We start from the raw sequence: 18,296 nt of genomic DNA, 5'->3' as shown, positions 1-18,296 counted from the left end.
CTTCTATGCAAAGCTTCTTCCGCTTCCTCTACGAACTCATCGGCACACCCCAGCCCCCGGCCGACACGCCCGTGTACCGCCAGATTGTATTCCCCAATATCGGCCTGCTGAACCTAGGTATCTCGCTGGCGCTGGTCATTATTTTCTATTACCTCATCAATCGCGCGATGGGTGTGGCCACCTTCAACAAGCTCCGCCACTGGACGCTGTTCTTGGTGCTGAATGCCCTGCTTGCATTTATCGTGGTGGTGTGGCAGGCTAAAGCGCAGCAAGTAACCGACCACAGCTACATCTACTGGCTGGCCACGCTGAACGCGGTGTACGGCCTCTTGTTCTACTTCCTGTTTTCCGTCATTCTGCGCAAAGGCTCGACCAACGCGAGTACGACGCCGTTTTAGTTTGAGCGAGTATGACCCCGATCTTTCCTCTGCTTTGTGCACACGAGGAAGATAATCCTTACTGCTACTTCGTAGACGATTTGCAGGAGCTTGGGTATTGTAACTTGTATAGCTATTATGAATCACAACGAAAACCAGAATTGTATTTTGATGCTTCTGGTAGACTGTTTAGACGGAGGCTCCATTTGAAACGTAGCTTCGGCAAGTGGCAAAAGCTACTCTCCTATGTTTATTGGGACAAAGTTCCAGTAGAAAGCATATGGTACCAGGTAGGAGAGTATACGCTTGATGATCTTAAGGATTGGGTCGTACGATGTGTTGAAGCCGACGATGATGTTTTGACTCAGTTCATCGAGGCAGATCACTTAATAACATTGATCAAGCAGTCACGACATTTTGAAGACATCTATATGGTTTTACAAAATGCCATATACAATTGTGAGTACGACGACTCACTCATAGGCTGAGTTGTAAATCAGAATTTCAAGCCCAACCCACATGGCTAAACTCTTTTTATTCGGTATCGGCGGCACAGGTTCCCGCGTTATTCGCTCGCTCACGATGCTGCTGGCGGCGGGCGTGGAACTGCCTAACTGCGACCGGGTGGTGCCCATCATCATTGACCCCGACGCCCACAACGGCGACATGAACCGTACGGTAGCCCTGTTGCAGAGCTACCAGCAGATTTACAAAAAGCTAGGTCCGCGCGAAGAAGGCTTCTTCAAAACCGACATCAGCACGCTCAGCGGCATTAGCCAGGATGTGAACGGCTCGGTGAAGGACACCTTCATCTTCGACTTCGGCGGCATCAACCAGAGCTTCCGGCAGTACCTCAGTTACGATGGTTTGTCGGTTGACTCTAAGGGTTTGGTGGATTTACTGTTCACGCAAGATAACCTCGAAAGTCCGTTGACGATTGGTTTTCGCGGGTCGCCCAATGTGGGCAGCATCGTGCTGAACAAGCTGGTGGAATCGCCCGAAATCCGCTTTTTCGCTGATAACTTCCAGGAAGGCGACCGGGTGTTTTTCGTGTCGAGCATCTTCGGCGGGACGGGTGCGGCGGGCTTCCCGCTCATGCTCAAAAACCTGAAGGACACCAACACGCGCCTGAGCAACGCCCGTTACCTGCGCGACGCGCCCACCGGCGCCGTGACGGTGATGCCGTACTTCGCCCTGCAATCGGAGGATAACTCGGTTATTGACTCCAACAGCTTCCTCACGAAAACCAAAGCGGCGCTCAGCTACTACGAGCACAATTTGCAAGGCCTGAACGCCTTATACTACCTAGCCGATACGCCCGATACGCCTTACGAAAACCAGCCTGGCGGCACCCAGCAGCGCAACAAGGCCCACCTCATCGAACTGCTCGCGGCCCTGAGTATCGTAGATTTCATGAAGTACTCGGCGGCCGAACTCCGCACGGGTGGTCCGCACTTCCACGAGTATGGCCTTGCCACCGATGCGCCCGAGGTGCAGTTCAACCACCTGCCCGACGAATCACGCGAGTTGATGGCCAAGCACCTCACGCAGCTGCTCTACTTCACGCGCTACCACCGGCAGTTCCTCGCAACTGACAAGGCGCCGTACCACGACAACTTGAAGCTCGACTATGCACTGCGCAACGAGCCTATCTTCAGGGAGCTGCAAAATATCTTGCACAGCCCCGAGTTTGGTGTGGATGAGTGGCTGAAAGAGCTAGGCCAAAATCGCCGCGCTTTCCGTCCCTTCGACCTAGCTACCGAAGACTTTAACGCCATGATTGCTGGCAAGCCCGTCGAAAAGAAATGGACTGATTTCTTTAACAAAGGCATCAACCACAACTACTTCCTCGACTCTCTCAACAAAACCGAGAAGACCATCGCCGAGCCCGACAACTTCAAGAAGCTCGTCGAGCTGTTCTATGATGTGACAGATAAGGCGTTTGAGGAGAAGGTGAAAGTGGTGTAAGAACAACAGCTCCCCTCCTCATTAGAGGAGGGGACGCGGCAGCTTTAGCTGACGCTGGGGTGGTTGAAGTCGTTGTTTACCTTAAAACGATTTTCTTGAACGACCTAGGTCCGCATCGTTCGACGATCAACCACCCCGCCCTTCGGGCACCCCTACTTAAAGAAGGAGGGGAGTTGATTACCATTCAATAGATACTAAAGGAATGCCCAAAGTCCTTCGCTTACATAACAACGGTTCCCAGCAGGTGCAAGGCTGGCAGAAAACCGCGCCCGTTACCAGCACCGAAATCAACACCGTGACCGACCCGGCGGGCGGCAAGGCCAAGAACGTGGCTGTGTCCATCCCGACGCCGTTTGCGCGGATGCACCTCTTCGAAACGGCCTTTGATTTCTTGGCGCGGGAAGGGCAGCGCAATCCGGGGTCGGTGTACCACGAGCTGGTGACGCACTTCTGGGATTTGTTTGAGCTGCTGTACAACTACCATCTCTACTCGCAGGCGGGGCGCAAAATCACGCTGCGGCGCTGGAACGCGGAGACGGAAATCCGCAAGATGCGGCAGCAGGAAGGCACGCGCCTGCTCGGCGAAACCTTGCAGCTGTTCTTGCAAGACGAGCGGTTCCGCGACTTCACCGATATGTACCTGGTGTACTATGAGTCGCCGGAGCTGCCGGGCGGACCTAGGTTGCTGGGCGGCACATCGCCGCTCACGTTGCTGTTCACCGGCCCGGAAGTGAAGCCGTTGGACCTGGAGCGGCCGCAGGCCCGTGGCCATTACTTCGACAACCAGACGGTGCTGCTCGAGGACCGCGACCCGCAGTTCCGCGAGTTCGTGTACGAGCTGTTCCTAGCCTATCCGGGTTTGCAGCGCCGCGACTTCGCCGGCAGCGTTTTCGCGGGCCTCGATCGGAGCAAGATCAACCAGCTCCAGATGCAGGGCGACCGGACAGCGCAGCAGTTCTCGGCTCGCTACCCAGCGCTGCCCGATATTCAGGGCAACCTAGCTAGCGTGAAAACGGTGCCGCTGCCCGGCCGTGCCGATCAGTCAGCTGTGACCAGCTCCGACCTGTTTATCCAGCCGACCCGCGCCAACGAAAGCGGCCGGCCGCGCCCCTTGGTGTTACGCCCCAACTTGACCATGCAGGGCGCCAACTACCTCAATGGCCAGCCCTGGGACGACCGCACGCCAGTGCCGTACCATGACGAGCTAGCATTGGAAAACCGCGTGCTACCCGGTAAAGGCTTCAAGTACCCTTATATCACCGTAGGCGACTTCCTAGAAGATTCGCTCGTGGAGCTGCCGTACGACCTGAATACCCAGCGCTTCCACACCGGCAAAGTGTCGTTCCAGTACGGCGCCGACGGGCAGGGTCGGGCTAGGTTTCCATACCTGCTGCCGCTGCGCCAAGCCTTTTTCGACTACTTCACCGAGAACGAGCTAGCCGAGCTGCTGCACTTCACCATCGACCTGAACCACGTGCGTGTGACGTTGCGGGTGCCAGTGCAGGCGGGGCGCTTCATCTCGTTTGAACGCAGCTACTACCACAATCCGCAGAACCCGAAGGACGCGCAAGGCCGCGAGATTCTGGAGAAAGGCCGCATTGTGCGCGCGAATGTGGACCTAGGGGTATTCCCGTTCTACAAAGTGCGCCACCAGCCGCAGTACAACGACTTGTACAAAGTAATGCTGGTGGATGCCGACAACTCGCCCACCATGCTCAGCCGTCGCTACGACCTCACGTTCTTCGTGGGTGGCGAACGGCTTACGGAGCAAGGCGCAGCTCGCCGCGCCGTGCGCCATGAGCGCACGCAGAAGAGCATGGCCACGGCCGGCAGCACGTACTACGAAATCACCGGCACGCACTTCGACCTAGCCGAGCTGACCTGCCCGCCCGCCAACATTGGCGGTGAGCCAGCTCGCGGCCTTTTGGTGCCCCGTTGGCGTGAGCTGGACCGTGGTACGCGTCGCTTCACGTTTGCCATCGACTTCGGTACGACCAACACGCACATTGCTTACGCAGATGGTCCGTCGGCGCACCCGCGTCCGCTCACCATTGGCGAGGCCGATGTGCAAGTAGAATGGCTGCACGCACCGGTTGCAGATATGGGCTTATCGGCGGCGCAACGCTACCGCACAGGCGCCGGCCAGATGTGGGATTCGGTGGCCACACTCCAAAACCGTGAGTTCGTACCTAGCTTCGTTGGCGACGGTGGCTCGGTGTATGAGTTCCCAATTCGGACGGCGGTTTGCGAAACGTTGTCGTTTGCCAACGAACCCGCCAAGGTGTTGAGCAACATCAACATTGGCTTTAGCATCAACACCGAAACACTGGCCGAACTACCGCAAAATCGTTTCGTGACCAACCTGAAATGGTCGGCGGAGTTAGATCCGCAGGGCGTAGGACGCATTGAGGCGTTCTTCCGTGAGATTTTACTGCTGCTCAAGCACAAAGCAGCGTTGCACGGCGGCATTCTGGAAGATACCCGCGTGGTGTGGTTTGCGCCACTGAGCTTCGATGGCTTCCTGCGCAACCAGTTCCAGCAGGTGTGGGATGAGTCTTTCCGGCAAGTGTTCAAGTCGGGGCAGAATACCGTGTGCCTCACTGAATCGGTGGCGCCGTATTACTACCTCACGGCCACCAACCAAGTGGTGCCCAACCGCGACGAGAACGTCATCAACATTGACATTGGCGGCGGCACGACCGACTTGCTCATCTTCGCGGAGCAGAAACCCGCCTTCAGTTCGTCGTTCCGCTTTGCCGGCGACGACCTGTGGGGCGATGGATACGCCCGTGTGCAGGGCGCGCCCAAGCAAAACGGCCTCCTGCGCCTAGGTGTTAACCACGCCGACGCGCTGCCGAACAGCGAGCAAAACCAGGAGTACAAAGGCTACCTGCAAGCTGCGCTGAAGAACGCCGACTTTGGCTCAGCCGACGTGACGAGCTTGCTCTTCAAGTACGATGATGCGCTGCGCTTCTCCCAGAGCCTGACCTTAGGGAAGGGCCGGCAATTGCGGGTGCTGTTCTACCTGCACTACACGTCCATCATCTACCACACGGCGCAGCTTGTGCAGCAGCTAGGTCTGAAAACGCCGCGCTACCTATGCTTCTCGGGCAAAGGCAGCTTGTACCTGCGTCTGTTAGCGGGTGGCAGCAGCTTGGTGGCTATTGAGAAGATCACGAAAGCCGTCTTCAAAGCCGTAACAGGCACCGAGCCGCCACAGAACTTCCGCGTTATTCTAGCTGATAACCCGAAAGAAGCCACCACCAACGGTGGTGTGCTGTTCGAGGAAAAGTCGTCTACGTCTGACTACGACCAGATCAAGCACGTGAAGCTGACCGGCACGGCCCAGTCGGCGGAAATCGGGGCGGCTCGCCTCAAGTTGCAGCAAGTAGATGCCGACCTTAAGCAGCAGGTGCTCGACAACGTGCGCAACTTCTTGACCCTAGTGTTGGAAGGCGACGAAGTAGCGCCGCTCCTGCGCGAAGTTGGCGTCGACGTAGACCGCCAGCGGGTGCGCGACATTCTGCTCCGCGAAATCGAAGACAGCCTGAGCCTAGGTTTGCACCAGCTTCAGCGCCAGCTCAGCAACGATGAGACGCTACCCGAAACGCTGTTTTTCTACCCGCTGAAGCAGGCGCTGTACAATTTAAGCCGGGAATTGCAGGCCTAGATTAAATTTCCCAGAGTTAAAACTCTGAGTTATTGAGTGACGAAGAACGATTCATCCCATAGCTCAGGGTTTCAATCCTAGGAAATCTGCTAAACATGAAGATGATGCGGAATGAACAAGAACGCCAACTTCTTTATTGATGTGCTTCGGTTAATGCCGAATGATGCTTCTGCAGTACTATACTCTACCGAAGAGGAAATTCTAAAGGCAATAAAGAAGATGGTTTCATCGGCTACCATTGATCGAGCCGAGGTAATCATTCCATTAACAAGCCGAAGGGAGTTGATAAAAGCTCTTGTTTGTTCTGATGTTCTGCCTCGCATAGTCCACATTACTATCCTTAAAGCGGAGACAGAGCTCTATAATTCTTACGACCGTATGATGGGCTGCTATCTACATAAGCCGCTATTACTTCCACCTCATTTCACTGCGAAGTATTCTCTACAGGAGTACGAAACCGGATGGGAATTTTGCGGTGAAGAATGGGATGGTATAGAACAATACATTCTCATATTGTAGCTGTCGATTTGATGCTCGTTCTGCCTTACTTCAGTAAGCTCTAATTTTTCTTTGTTGCCACAACCTATGACCTCTCTTCGTCGTGTTGCTTTCTTGCTTCTTAGCCTGCTTTTAACCACCGCTGCCTACGCTCAAACACCCCTAGGTCAGCCTTCTCTCGATGAGCAGAAGGTGCAGATCTGGTGTGCTACGGTGAAGTTCGTGTACAACGACAACAACCGGCCAAACCTCAAGAGCAAGCTCAACTGTGGCGGCACGCTGAAACAGTTTGAGAACAGTATCAAGCCGGATAGCCAGAAAGTATATAGCTTGCTTTATCAGCCCTTGGAGGGCCGCGGCACGATGTACAAGGGCCTAGGTACGAATCAAGCGCGGAGCGAAAAGCTCGTAACGGAGATTATTAACCGTCTGAAAGCGTCGCCGGCTCGCAAAGCTAGCCCGGCCCGGATGCAAGCTTTGGAAGCGCTGAACACCGCGCTCAAAGGCTACGTGGAAAACGGTACGCCGCTCGGCGACATCAGCGCTGGTGAAACGGCAAGCGTAGAGGTAAGCGACACGTCGTCCTCGACGGATGAAGCGACGGCCGCTGCTCCGGCTGATGCAGGCCCAGCGACTGTTGGCGATGCCGCCACGACTCGCTCGTCGGGAGAAAGCTTCATGAGCAAGTTTTTTAGTCCGTTGGCGCTGATTCTGTCCTTGCTGAGCTTAGTGTTGTACGCGCTGCTACGCGGCCAGATCGGCAAGCTAGTAGAACGTGTTGACCGCTACGCAAAAGAAACCAAAGGCGCACGCGGCAGTGCTGGCGATTTGGCAGCGTCTAGTCCAGCTAGCATCAGCAAACTAACGCCTGAACTACAGCGCGAAGTGGAAAAGCTAGTGCAACAGCGCGTTGCAGAAGAGTTGCGGAAACAGTCGGCGCCGACACCAGCACCTGCGCCCCAACCTGCAGCAGCAGCTCTGGCACCAGTTCCTCCAGCACCTAGCCCGAAGCCAATTGCGCCGGTTCCAGTGGCACCTGCTCCAGTTACGGTGGCTCCTCCGGCTCCAGTGCCTACCCTACCCGCACCGCCCGTAGCAGCGCCGCCCGCGGCGCCAGCTCCTGCGCCGGTTACCTATGAAGCGCCACCTTCTATGTCGGAAATCTCGCCAATGCCGCCGGTGATACCCGCTGGTTCGCCGGCTTCGGCGCCTGTCGAGGAGTTTGACAGCTTGGTGCCGCCGATGCAGTTGCCCGCCGCTGAAAACCAGCCGACTGAAGAGTTAGACGACGCACTGGCAACGGCTTATACGCGCTATGTGAAAGTGCCTGTGAATGGCGGTTTCAACATCTACGACTTGTCAGAAGAGCCGCAGCACGACAGCATTTACGAAATCATTCTCGATACACAGTTTCCTGAAGTCGGTATTTTCCAGGTGAACCCTGACCCAACGGTACACGCCTATGCTATTCAGAGCGCCCAGTACTCATTGCGGGAAGCTTGCCGCTACGAGCAGCCAACCGGCCCCGTATCGCGCATTGTAACCGATGAGGAAGGAACCTTGCGCAAAGTTGGCGGCGTATGGCAGATTGAATCGAAGGCACTGATTCATTTCGAGTAGCCAGTAGGAACGCGCCTCGGCACGTTCTCGTTGAACGAAGCAGGACGTTGCAAACACGTTGCAGTGCATTCGAATTCCAGAACGTCATGCTGAGCTTGTCGAAGCATCTCGCGTGCTAATGTTGTAGTAATTCCTGTCGATTGGGGTTACCATTGCACGCGAGATGCTTCGGCAAGCTCAGCATGACGTTCTTTTGTATTGTATTCTATGTTCGAAATCATTCTTGAAGTAATAGTCGTGCTGGTCGTAGTGGGCTTGCAGATTCGTACGTTTCTGCAAACGCGCGCTCGAGCGTCGCGGCTGGCTCAGCTTTACCCAACCAAAGAACAACTCCGCGTTGAGCGGCGATTGGTGACCCCGGCGGGGCTCGACATGCCCGATTATGCCTCCGATGCGCCCGCTGATGCTTTTTCGGCCGACATCATCCGGGCTGATGCTACCTCGAAGGATTTCCAAGATATCCTGGTCGATACCAATGCTTACCTACGACACAACAAAGGTGCCGCGGCCGACTTCAGCATCCTGAAAGATATTGCCGAACGCCAAAGTCAGGTGGTAGCCAACGAAGCCCAAGCTGACGTAGCTACACCGCTGTACCTAGGTTTGCTGGGCACGTTTCTAGGCGTCATTCTTGGTCTGGTGGGCATCGCCCGCAACGGCGTCTCCGACGACAATGCCCTGACGCCCTTCCTCACCGGCGTGCTCATCGCCATGACGGGCAGCTTCGTGGGCTTGCTACTCACGCTGCTCGGTAATGGCCTACTCCGCAACGCCCGCCAGCAGCTAGATGTGCTGCAAAATAGCTACTACACCTTCCTGCAAGCTAGGTTGCTGCCCATTCTGCACAGCGACATGGCAGGCAGCCTGAGCAATCTGAAATCGGTGCTGGATGCGTTCAACCAGGATTTTGTGGGTAAGGTGACGCTGTTTGAACCCATCATGGATAAGCTCACCGACAATATTCGGGTGCAGAGCCGCTTCTTGGAAGCATTAGACAAAATCGGCTACGACCAGATGGCGAAGGCCAATATTGCCGTGTTTGAGAAGGTGCGTGAGTCGGCTGATCTGTTTGGGCAGTTCACGGGTTACCAGCAGAAGCTAAACCAGATGCTGGAGGCAGGCTACCATTCGGCGCAGAGCGTGAACAGCATTTTGGACCGGTTGCGCGGTTTTGAGAAAGGTATCAACGACCTAGGTCAGTACATTGGGAAGAACGACAACATCATTCAGCACCAGCTCGATTTCTTCCAGCGCCACCAGAAGGAGATGGACGCCCTGCGCGCCCGCACCGAGCAGTACTTTGACCAAGCTAGCCTTTCACTCACCGACTTGATGCAGAAGCGCCTGCAATTCCATGAGCGCGACGCTCAGCAAGCCTACGAGAAGTGGGGGCAATACTTCCAAAAGCTCAACAACGACAACGTGTTCGAGCGCATCATGCGCCAACTCGATCCGCTCAAAAATGTGGAGGCGAGCCAGCAAGCCCTAGCCCGCGACGTGACGGCTACCCAGCGCGAATTACTCCGCAAAGTTGAACTCGACTCTCAGATCCAAGCGAAGGTGCTAAGTGAGCTAGGTGAGCTGAATAAAATTCTTGTGAAGGCTACTGCTAAGAACCGACTGCAGCGGGCGATGGATAATGTGTTTGGCGGTGTGAAGCCGTTGTAGTGGATACGTCCAAATATGCTTAACTCAAACACTTTCGTTGTTAGCGCATGGGCATTACTCTATGGTATATCTGTGGCATTAAGCTATTTCTTTCTACTTGTTAAACCTGAACAGCAGAGCCGGTTACTTCTGCTACTCCGACTTACTCTATTCTTAGTAATAGTAGTAGTACCTATGTTGATATCATGGGGACTAATACTGATGATAGAGGATGATCGTTCAGGGTTTTAAGCTCTAAATTTTTATGAATAATTCCTCCAACAATCGCCAATCTTCCGACTTCTTCTGGCCTAGCTACGTGGACCTGATGACGTCGCTGTTTGTGGTGATGTTGGTGCTATTTGTGTACAGCTTCAAGCTGTTCAAGGACCGAGAAGGGGAGCTGAAGCGGGCCAATGGTGAGCTAAAAGTAAAAGCCGCCGAGCTAGAGCAAATCACCAAAATCCGGCGTTCCTTGCAGCAGCTCGAAGGTAAGTACTTTAAGTATGACCCCGCCAACGAGCGCCACGAGTTGCTGGTGCCCGTGCAGTTCAAGTCGGGCCGCGACGAGATTCAGGATGCCTACAAACCGGCGCTGCTACAAGCCGGCCGCCGATTGCGCACGGTACTTAAAAGCATCAAAACTGACCAGCCAGTGCGTTACCTCGTTATTGTGGAGGGCATGGCGGCCCGTTACCCCGAAGGCGACCCGCGCAACAACAACGAGCAGCAAGCCACCTACCAACTTAGCTACCGCCGCGCTCTGAACCTGCTGAACCTCTGGAAGCAAAATAGCCTCGACTTCACCCAAGATCGGAGCATTGAGTTGATCATTGGTGGCAGCGGCTTCTTCGGCACCGGTCGCTACGCCGGTAATCGGGAAGGGCAGAACAAGCGGTTCCTGATTCAAGTGATTCCAAAGGTGGGCCGAATAAGTAGTAGTCAAATTCGGTGAACTACACCTTTGACTTGCTAACCTAGCTTTCAGAATGGCAACGCCGCCGTAAGTCGCCTAAGAATTAGCTCAGAAAACGGGTTGGCAATCTTGCTAGATGAACAATTTGTAGGGTACGTCGGATGTATAGTGACCAGCGCATATCTTCGCTGTTCTCTGCTCCCACCTAATCTCCTATGCGCAACTTCTCACTTGCTTTATTAGCACTAACGACACTAACAGCTTCTTGTCGTTCGGCTGCTTCTGAAGCCGAACGTGAAACCAGTGCTGCTGGCACCCGTTCTACTTTCTCGGCTCGCCGCAACGGCACCGACTTACCCCGTTTTACCGTGCAATACCCACAAGCTCATAAAGTTGATGTAGTCGACGACTACTTTGGTACTCCCGTCGCTGACCCGTACCGCTGGCTCGAAGACCCCGATTCGCCCGAAACCAAAGCGTGGGTGGAAGCTGAAAATAAGGTGACCTTCGGCTACCTAGAAAAGATTCCGTTCCGGAATCAGATTCGCGACCGGCTCACCAAGATCTGGAACTACGAGCGATACAGTGTGCCGCAGCAGGAAGGCAACCAGCTGTACTTCTCCAAAAACGACGGCCTACAAAACCAAGCCGTGCTGTACGTGCAGCCCACTACCGAAGGCGCCCAACCCGAAGTGCTGCTTGATCCCAACAAGTTTTCGGCCGACGGTACCACGGCGCTAGCGGGTACCTACTTCTCCAACGACCACCGCTACCTAGCTTACGCCACGAGTGGCGGCGGTTCCGATTGGCACCAGCTTAAAGTGCTCGACCTCAAAACGCGTCAGCCGCTAAAAGACGAGCTAAACTGGGTGAAAGTATCGGGGGCCTCGTGGTACAAAGACGGCTTTTTCTACAGCCGCTATGATGCGCCGAAGAAGGGCGAACACAGCCTAGCTGGCAAGAACGAGTTCCACAAAGTATACTACCACAAGCTAGGTACGCCCCAGAGTGCCGACAAGCTGGTGTACGAAGACAAGAAGATGCCGCTTGGCTTCCGCATGGCGGGTGCCACCGAAGACGAGCGTTTCTTGATCCTCTACCTTACCGACGGCAAGAACGATGGCAACCGCCTCTCCGTGCGCGACCTGACCGACCCCAAGCAGGAAGGCAAGTTCACGTCGTTGATTACCAGCTACGCGCACAACAACTCGATAGTTGGCAACGTGGGTGGGCAGCTTTTGGTGATGACCAACTACAAAGCACCGCGCTACCGCCTCGTGGCCATCGACCCCAAGAAGCCGCAGGAAAAGAACTGGAAAACTATTCTGCCTGAGTCGGAGAACACGCTGGAAGGCGTGAGCCAAGTAGGAGGGAAGCTGATTGCGAATTATCTCAAGGATGCTAGCTCGCTGGTGAAGGTGTACGACGAAAAAGGCAAGTTCCTGCACGACGTAGCGTTACCGGCCATCGGCACGGCCGCGGGTTTCGGCGGTCGGCACGATGCCAAGACGGTGTACTACGCCTTCACCTCGTTCACGTACCCAACCACCATCTACAAGTACGACCCAGCTTCGAACACCAGCACCGTATTTCGGGCTCCGAAAGTTGATGTGAACCCCGAAGACTACATAACCAATCAGGTATTCTTCGCCAGCAAAGACGGCACGAAGATTCCGATGTTCATTGTGCGGAAGAAAGGGGTGAAGCTGAATGGCCAAAACCCGACGTACCTCTATGCTTACGGTGGATTTAACGTGTCGCTCACGCCGGGCTTTAGCGTAGCGCGCATGCTGTGGCTAGAAAACGGCGGCATCCTAGCTATTCCGAACCTGCGCGGTGGGGGCGAGTACGGCGAAGAGTGGCACAAAGCCGGCATGACGCCTCATAAGCAAAACGTGTTCGATGACTTTATTGCCGCCGCTGAGTACCTCACGGTGCAGGAATATACGAACCCCAACCGCCTCGCTATTGCGGGTGGCTCCAACGGCGGCTTGCTCGTGGGCGCCATCATGACCCAGCGCCCCGACCTAGCCCACGTAGCTTTCCCGGCGGTAGGCGTGATGGATATGTTGCGTTACCAGAAGTTCACCATTGGCTGGAACTGGGCGCCCGAATACGGCACCTCCGACAACTACAATCAGTTTCAGAACCTCTACCGGTTCTCACCTTTGCACAATCTGAAAGCGGGCACGACTTACCCCGCCACCATGATTACGACCGCCGACCACGACGACCGTGTCGTGCCGGCGCACTCGTTTAAGTTTGCGGCCACGCTTCAGGAAAAGAACGCTGGGCCGTATCCGCAGCTCATCCGTGTAGATGTAAATGCGGGCCACGGTGCAGGCAAAAGCACGGCGCTCCAGATTCAGGAATGGGCCGATGTGTGGGCGTTTGCCTACTACAATATGGGGCTAACCCCCTATGAAAAGTAAACGCAGCACTCGAATAACCTTCTTACTGGGCGTAGAATTGCCTGTGAAAAGACAGCTAAAACAACAAGCAAACCCGTACAACTCTTTCGGGGCCTGCTTTGTATCTTGCGGCCCGAAACTCCAATGCCCGTACATTTCGGCTTACTTATGAAGAAAACGCTTCTGCTCGGTCTGCTGGCCGTCGCTTCGCTAACCGTATCATCATGCGGCAATCCAGATATCAACACAGATGAAGACGTGGCGACTCGGCCACTACCACCTATTCCGGCCGCAGCCGACACGACTGGTGGCAAGCCTGATACCAACGTGCCGCGCGAAATTAATGCCGTAAATGCAACGCAGGATATCAAACAGATGCAGCCGCAGATGTAGCTTTTTTGATCAAGCTTATCTTAAATGAACAATGAGCAATGGCTGTTCGCAGCGTTGCTCATTGTTCATTTAAGACAAGCTTGATCAAAGTGTCACGTTAACCAAGATTGCTCATTCATCATTGTTGATTGTTCATTGATGACAACTATTCGTCGCGGCGTTGAAGCCGATTTGCCCCAGGTGCTAGGTCTCATTCAGGAGCTAGCCGAATACGAGCGCGCCCCTCAGGAAGTCACGAATACGCTGGCCGACATGCAGCGCGACGGCTTTGGCCCCGAGCCCATCTTCAAGTTTTTCGTGGCCGAAAATGCTGAAGGCGCTATCCTAGGTATCGCGCTGTACTATACCGCTTATTCTACCTGGAAAGGCCGTATGCTCTACCTCGAAGACTTGGTGGTAACGGAAGCTGCCCGCGGCACTGGCCTCGGTAAACTGCTCTTTGATGCTGTCGTGCATGAAGCCCGCACTACAGGTGCCAATCGTATGAAGTGGCAGGTGCTCGAATGGAATGAGCCAGCTATTGGCTTCTACAAAAAGATAGGCGCCAACCTAGACCCTGAGTGGCACAACGGCAACCTAACTAATGAGCAGCTACTTGCCTACAATTGCAATGAGGCCGTGATGAGCTTGTAGGAAAGAAAGACTAAAAAAGCCAAAGGCCCTGCTGAAATCTCTTCAGCAGGGCCTTTGGCTTTTCGGTTATGGCCACAGATGTTAGTCAACTATCTCCAGAATAGTGCTGAACGATACGTATTGGCCGGGAAAGCGCGTGGTTAGGTTAGCGTTCAGGCCAGGCCCAAAAAGGTCTTGGTAATCTTCAAGCTGATCTAAGCCGAGGCAATACAGTTGTGCGGCGTAAGTAATACCGCCTTCCTCCTCATTGAGCAAGCGGCACAACTGACTTTTGACGAAAAAACCCGTGGCCATTACTTCGGGCAAGTGCACGTCGCGCATGTACGTGACCCACTCGTCGGCGATATCCGGGTCGATACTACTGGTTACGTTGTACAGAATCATTCAGGTGAAAATAAGAAAGCAGGCGCCGTAAAGCTAGCTGAGCAGGCTTTCGAAGCCCGGCGCCGTGCGCGATAAAGTGAATTCGATGATGTCATACTGCGCTACACCCGCTTCCAGAAAAGGGTCCGTAGCAGCCATGGTTTCCAAGCTAGCACGGTCGGTAGCACGAGCTAGGATGATGCCCCCGGTACGGGGTACGCGCCGGCCTGAGGCTACGAAAGTACCGTCTTGGTAGTGTGCATCGACCCAAGTCATGTGTGCGGCCATGAAGGGCTCCACATCCTCCAGAGGCTTCGAATACGTGAGAACAAGCAGAAACATAGCCACAAAGGTACACCTCAGACGCGCATCGTGTCGAACTGAAAGTCTTGAATACGCGCCTGAATGTCTTTTGGTGTCAGCTTTTCCTGGATGCTAGCTTGCACCAAGCCCGGTAGCTCTTGGTCGCCGGCGAGGCGCAAAGATAATATCTGCTTCAGCGTAAGCTGCTCTTCTAGAGGCCGCAGGCTTTTACCAGTTAGCTCAAAATAGCGTTGACGTACTTCCAAGCGCGCAACCCGATCTTGAAGCATCAATGCATAGTGCTGCCGGAGCATCACTAGCCCAGCAAACACAATAATGGCTAGCACCATCACGCAAAACCATATCCGCGACTCCTCCGAATCTTCACCGGCAACTGATAGGTAGCGGCGGATGGTATAAATCGCCATGATCAATGCGGCGGGCAGCAAAACGAAGTGGTGCAGCGGGTAATACTTAACGGTGTTTTTGGTAGTAGCCATTCGGCGAAAGAAAAGTGGAAAAAGAGAATACAAAAAACTCCAGCCGCCTTGGACTGGAGTTTTGTTTATTGTAGGCGTTGAACAGAGAAGAAAGGGGCTAGCTCTTCGCTGCTTTCTTTTCCATGCGTAGGCGCTGCTTATCGAGCTTCGCTTGTTCTTTGGCCAACTTGGCTTGCTGCTGCGCTTGCTTGTCGGCGAGCTTCTGCTGCTTTAGCACGTTCTGCTGGTTCTTCAGAGCGAGCTTCTGCTGCTTCAGTTCAGCTTTGCTATCCTTCAACGACCGTTTGCTGGCGTCAGCCTGGTCTTTCTGCGCGTCGTAGAGGGCCTTCGAGTTAGCAGTTTGCTGTTGAACGCTATCTACTCTCGTGGTTTGGGCACGAGCGATGGTGCTGAGAGAGGTTAGCGCAGCAACTGTCAGCAGGAAAGTTATCTTTTTCATGAGTGAGGGTCTGGTCAAGAGTATTTGGTCCTAATACGGCTAGCCTGCCTCGGAGGTTGGGGGTAAATCTTTATACCTCCTGAAAATCAAGGTCTTTGCCATAGCTCTCCGGCAAAGTGCTGGCACTCCAGAAGGCCAAGAGCAGCAAAACGGACCCAATAAATGCCGCCGCACCCACAATGCTAAGCGACCCTTGTAGCGCCTTGAACGTCGGATTAATAAGCACAATGGCGCCGCGGGCAAAGTTGGGTGCCGTGGTAGCAACAGTGGCGCGCAGGTTGGTGCCAAACTGCTCGGCCGATACGGTCACAAACAAAGCCCAGAAGCCTCCTGCTAGGCCTAGCAAAAAGCAAACGGTGTAAAACATCGTAGTGCTCGCCCCATGCAGCCCAAACAAGTACACGCCCACCATCGTGAGCGAAGCCAAAATGAACACTTGTAGTGTGCGGTTACGGCTATGCAATAGCTGACTGAGGCTACCGCTGGCAAAGTCTCCGATCGTTAGACCTAGGTAGCACCAGAAGATACTCAAGCCGCCAGTGACTGAGCCTTGCAGACCGAAGTGCTTGCCGAACTCAGGCGCCAGCGTAATTAGAATGCCGACGATAAACCAGAAAGGTGAGCCAATAAGCAAACAGCGTATGTACCGGCCTAGCCGTTCGCTGTTGGTAAACAAGCTGAAGAAGTTGCCGCGGGCGACATCTTCTCGCTTAGCCTGCTCAAACATACCCGATTCGAATACCCCCACGCGCAAGGCAAGCAAAGCCAAGCCTAGGCCACCCCCAATAAAATAGCTGTTGCGCCAGCCAAACCGCTCACCCACCCAATACGCTACTATCGCCCCAGATACGCCTACGGTGGCCACGATCATGGTTCCGTAGCCTCGTTTTTCTTTGGGCAAGCTCTCGGCTACCAGCGTGATGCCAGCACCTAGCTCACCGGCAAGTCCCACCCCCGCAATAAAGCGCAGCCAAGCATATTGATCCACGGTTTGCACAAAGCCATTGGCAATATTCGCCAACGAGTACATCAGAATAGAGCCGAATAGCACCGACAAACGCCCCCGCTTATCACCCAAAATGCCCCACAGAATGCCTCCGATCAACATGCCGCCCATCTGCATATCGATTAGGTAAATGCCTTGCTCTGTGACTTGACTTGGGTCGAGTACACCTAGACCATTGAGACTTTTCACCCGCACAATACTAAATAGTACCAAGTCGTAGATGTCAACGAAGTAGCCGAGCGAGGCCACAATAACAACAGCACTTAGCAAGGAAGCCGTCTTAGGAGGCTGAGGGGCGGAGGAGGAAATCATAGACTAGGGCAAAGCAGGTAAAAGGCGTTTGTACGCATATTCGACAGTTTTCTTCTTTTTCGAAAGGGGAATTCCAAAAGGCCCAAAAAGAACAGACCGCACGGGTTATGGTGCGGTCTGTTCTTAAAGCTAGGTTGCTACTGGTTGTAACGAGTGTTAGACACAGCCACACGATTCCTCAAGCACGGGCTCACGCTCCTCTATTTGTACGGTACAGTGACAGATGCTAAACTCCTCCTGCATAATATTTTGCAAGTGCGTCAGGAAGTCATGGTCGCCGCTGTAGCCAGGGCGTACCAAATGCACCGTAAGCGCCGTGTCGCGTGTGCTCATGGGCCACACATGCAGATCGTGGACTTGCGTGACGCCGGGTTGGGCAAGTAGGCGCTGCCTTACCTGTTGTAGGTCGATGCTTTCCGGTACGCCGAGCATGGTGAGCTGCACCGTCTCGCGCAGCAGCCCCCATGAGCTGTAAGCAATAATGCCTAGGATAACGAAGCTGATAGCCGGGTCGAGCCACTGCCAACCCGTCCAGGTGACCAACGCGCCGCCCACCACCACGCCCAGCGACACCAACGCATCGGTAAGCATATGCAGATACGCGCCCCGCAGGTTTACATCGCCATGCTGGCCCTTCCGAAATAAGTAAGCGGTCAGCCCATTCACCGCAATACCGATGCCTGCCAGTAGCATCACGAGGCGGCCATTGACTGGGGCAGGGTGACGTAAATGCTCAATCGTATCCCAAAGAATAAAGCCTAGTGCTGCGTAGAGCAATGCTGCATTGATGAGCGCTGCTTGAATAGTAGCACTCTTGAACCCATAGGTGTAGCGCTCGGAAGAAGGCCGGCTGGCTAGCTGTGTCGCTCCCCAAGCTAGGGCCAAGCTCAACACGTCGCTCAGGTTATGACCTGCGTCGGAGAGCAAAGCCGAAGAATTAGACCAAAAACCACCTAGGGTCTCAGCCACTACAAAAATCAGGTTCAGGGCGATGCCGATGCCAAATGCCCGACCAAAGTGCATCTCGGATGCCGCTGCAATACCATGATGATGGTCGTGGTCGTGACCGTGACTATGATCATGACCATGGTGGTCGTGAGAATGCGCCATTGATGATAAAGAAAGTTGCTGTTTAGTCTGTAACGACTGGTGCGCGGCGCAGTTCCATAAAAGGTGTTGCTCGAAGTAAATCAGGGCAACATTGGTCAGCTCACCAGCTTGGGTTAAGGTACAGAAGAAT

16 protein-coding genes are annotated in these 18,296 nt (G+C 54.4%); 10 read left to right on the top strand and 6 right to left on the bottom strand.

Translation table 11 applies throughout. The features are described 5' to 3' along the window. The first annotated feature begins 5 nt into the window (after positions 1–5). The 10 genes from SD425_RS23040 (at position 6) to SD425_RS22995 (ending at position 14,133) form a co-directional block, all read left to right on the top strand. Positions 6–398: a hypothetical protein gene (locus SD425_RS23040; RefSeq protein ID WP_324672702.1), complete on the top strand. Its 393-nt coding sequence runs from the start codon at positions 6–8 to the stop codon at positions 396–398. A 498-nt stretch (positions 399–896) separates the two neighbouring features. Continuing rightward, positions 897–2,345, top strand: coding sequence for a hypothetical protein (locus SD425_RS23035; RefSeq protein WP_324672700.1), 1,449 nt, complete (start codon positions 897–899; stop codon positions 2,343–2,345). A 202-nt stretch (positions 2,346–2,547) separates the two neighbouring features. Further along, positions 2,548–6,015, top strand: coding sequence for a hypothetical protein (locus tag SD425_RS23030; protein WP_324672698.1), 3,468 nt, complete (start codon positions 2,548–2,550; stop codon positions 6,013–6,015). 111 nt (positions 6,016–6,126) lie between these two features. Beyond that, a complete protein-coding gene (locus SD425_RS23025) occupies positions 6,127–6,534 on the top strand; it encodes a hypothetical protein (RefSeq protein ID WP_324672696.1) in 408 nt (135 codons plus the stop codon). A 66-nt stretch (positions 6,535–6,600) separates the two neighbouring features. Further along, a complete protein-coding gene (locus tag SD425_RS23020) occupies positions 6,601–8,133 on the top strand; it encodes a hypothetical protein (RefSeq protein WP_324672694.1) in 1,533 nt (510 codons plus the stop codon). A 207-nt stretch (positions 8,134–8,340) separates the two neighbouring features. Continuing rightward, positions 8,341–9,801, top strand: a complete 1,461-nt coding sequence (locus SD425_RS23015; RefSeq protein WP_324672692.1) for a hypothetical protein — start codon at positions 8,341–8,343, stop codon at positions 9,799–9,801. 244 nt (positions 9,802–10,045) lie between these two features. After that, positions 10,046–10,735 (top strand): hypothetical protein, encoded by a 690-nt coding sequence (locus SD425_RS23010; RefSeq protein ID WP_324672690.1) that lies wholly within the window; start codon positions 10,046–10,048, stop codon positions 10,733–10,735. Between the two features lie 176 nt (positions 10,736–10,911). After that, positions 10,912–13,128: a prolyl oligopeptidase family serine peptidase gene (locus SD425_RS23005; RefSeq protein ID WP_324672688.1), complete on the top strand. Its 2,217-nt coding sequence runs from the start codon at positions 10,912–10,914 to the stop codon at positions 13,126–13,128. Positions 13,129–13,275: 147 nt separating this feature from the next. Next, a complete protein-coding gene (locus SD425_RS23000; protein WP_324672686.1) occupies positions 13,276–13,500 on the top strand; it encodes a hypothetical protein in 225 nt (74 codons plus the stop codon). 138 nt (positions 13,501–13,638) lie between these two features. After that, a complete protein-coding gene (locus tag SD425_RS22995; RefSeq protein ID WP_324672684.1) occupies positions 13,639–14,133 on the top strand; it encodes a GNAT family N-acetyltransferase in 495 nt (164 codons plus the stop codon). 81 nt (positions 14,134–14,214) lie between these two features. Here the strand turns inward: SD425_RS22995 and SD425_RS22990 are convergent, their stop codons facing one another. The 6 genes from SD425_RS22990 to SD425_RS22965 all read right to left on the bottom strand — a co-directional run bounded on the left by SD425_RS22990 (position 14,215) and on the right by SD425_RS22965 (position 18,166). Continuing rightward, the gene (locus SD425_RS22990) at positions 14,215–14,517 is read right to left on the bottom strand and encodes a DUF4286 family protein (protein WP_324672683.1); all 303 of its coding nucleotides are present in this window, start codon (positions 14,515–14,517) and stop codon (positions 14,215–14,217) included. A 33-nt stretch (positions 14,518–14,550) separates the two neighbouring features. Next, entirely contained in the window at positions 14,551–14,838 is a 288-nt protein-coding gene (locus SD425_RS22985; protein WP_324672682.1) for a YciI family protein, read from the bottom strand. Between the two features lie 17 nt (positions 14,839–14,855). Further along, complete coding sequence (locus tag SD425_RS22980) at positions 14,856–15,299, bottom strand: DUF6526 family protein (RefSeq protein ID WP_324672681.1); 444 nt, start codon at positions 15,297–15,299, stop codon at positions 14,856–14,858. A gap of 97 nt (positions 15,300–15,396) precedes the next feature. Then, positions 15,397–15,738, bottom strand: coding sequence for a hypothetical protein (locus SD425_RS22975; RefSeq protein ID WP_324672679.1), 342 nt, complete (start codon positions 15,736–15,738; stop codon positions 15,397–15,399). Positions 15,739–15,808: 70 nt separating this feature from the next. Next, the gene (locus SD425_RS22970; protein ID WP_324672677.1) at positions 15,809–17,056 is read right to left on the bottom strand and encodes an MFS transporter; all 1,248 of its coding nucleotides are present in this window, start codon (positions 17,054–17,056) and stop codon (positions 15,809–15,811) included. 156 nt (positions 17,057–17,212) lie between these two features. Then, positions 17,213–18,166, bottom strand: coding sequence for a cation diffusion facilitator family transporter (locus SD425_RS22965; RefSeq protein WP_324672675.1), 954 nt, complete (start codon positions 18,164–18,166; stop codon positions 17,213–17,215). Positions 18,167–18,296: the final 130 nt, after the last annotated feature.

The organism is Hymenobacter sp. GOD-10R (assembly GCF_035609205.1).
Lineage (GTDB): Bacteria > Bacteroidota > Bacteroidia > Cytophagales > Hymenobacteraceae > Hymenobacter.
This window is presented reverse-complemented; position numbering and strand designations above follow the sequence as displayed.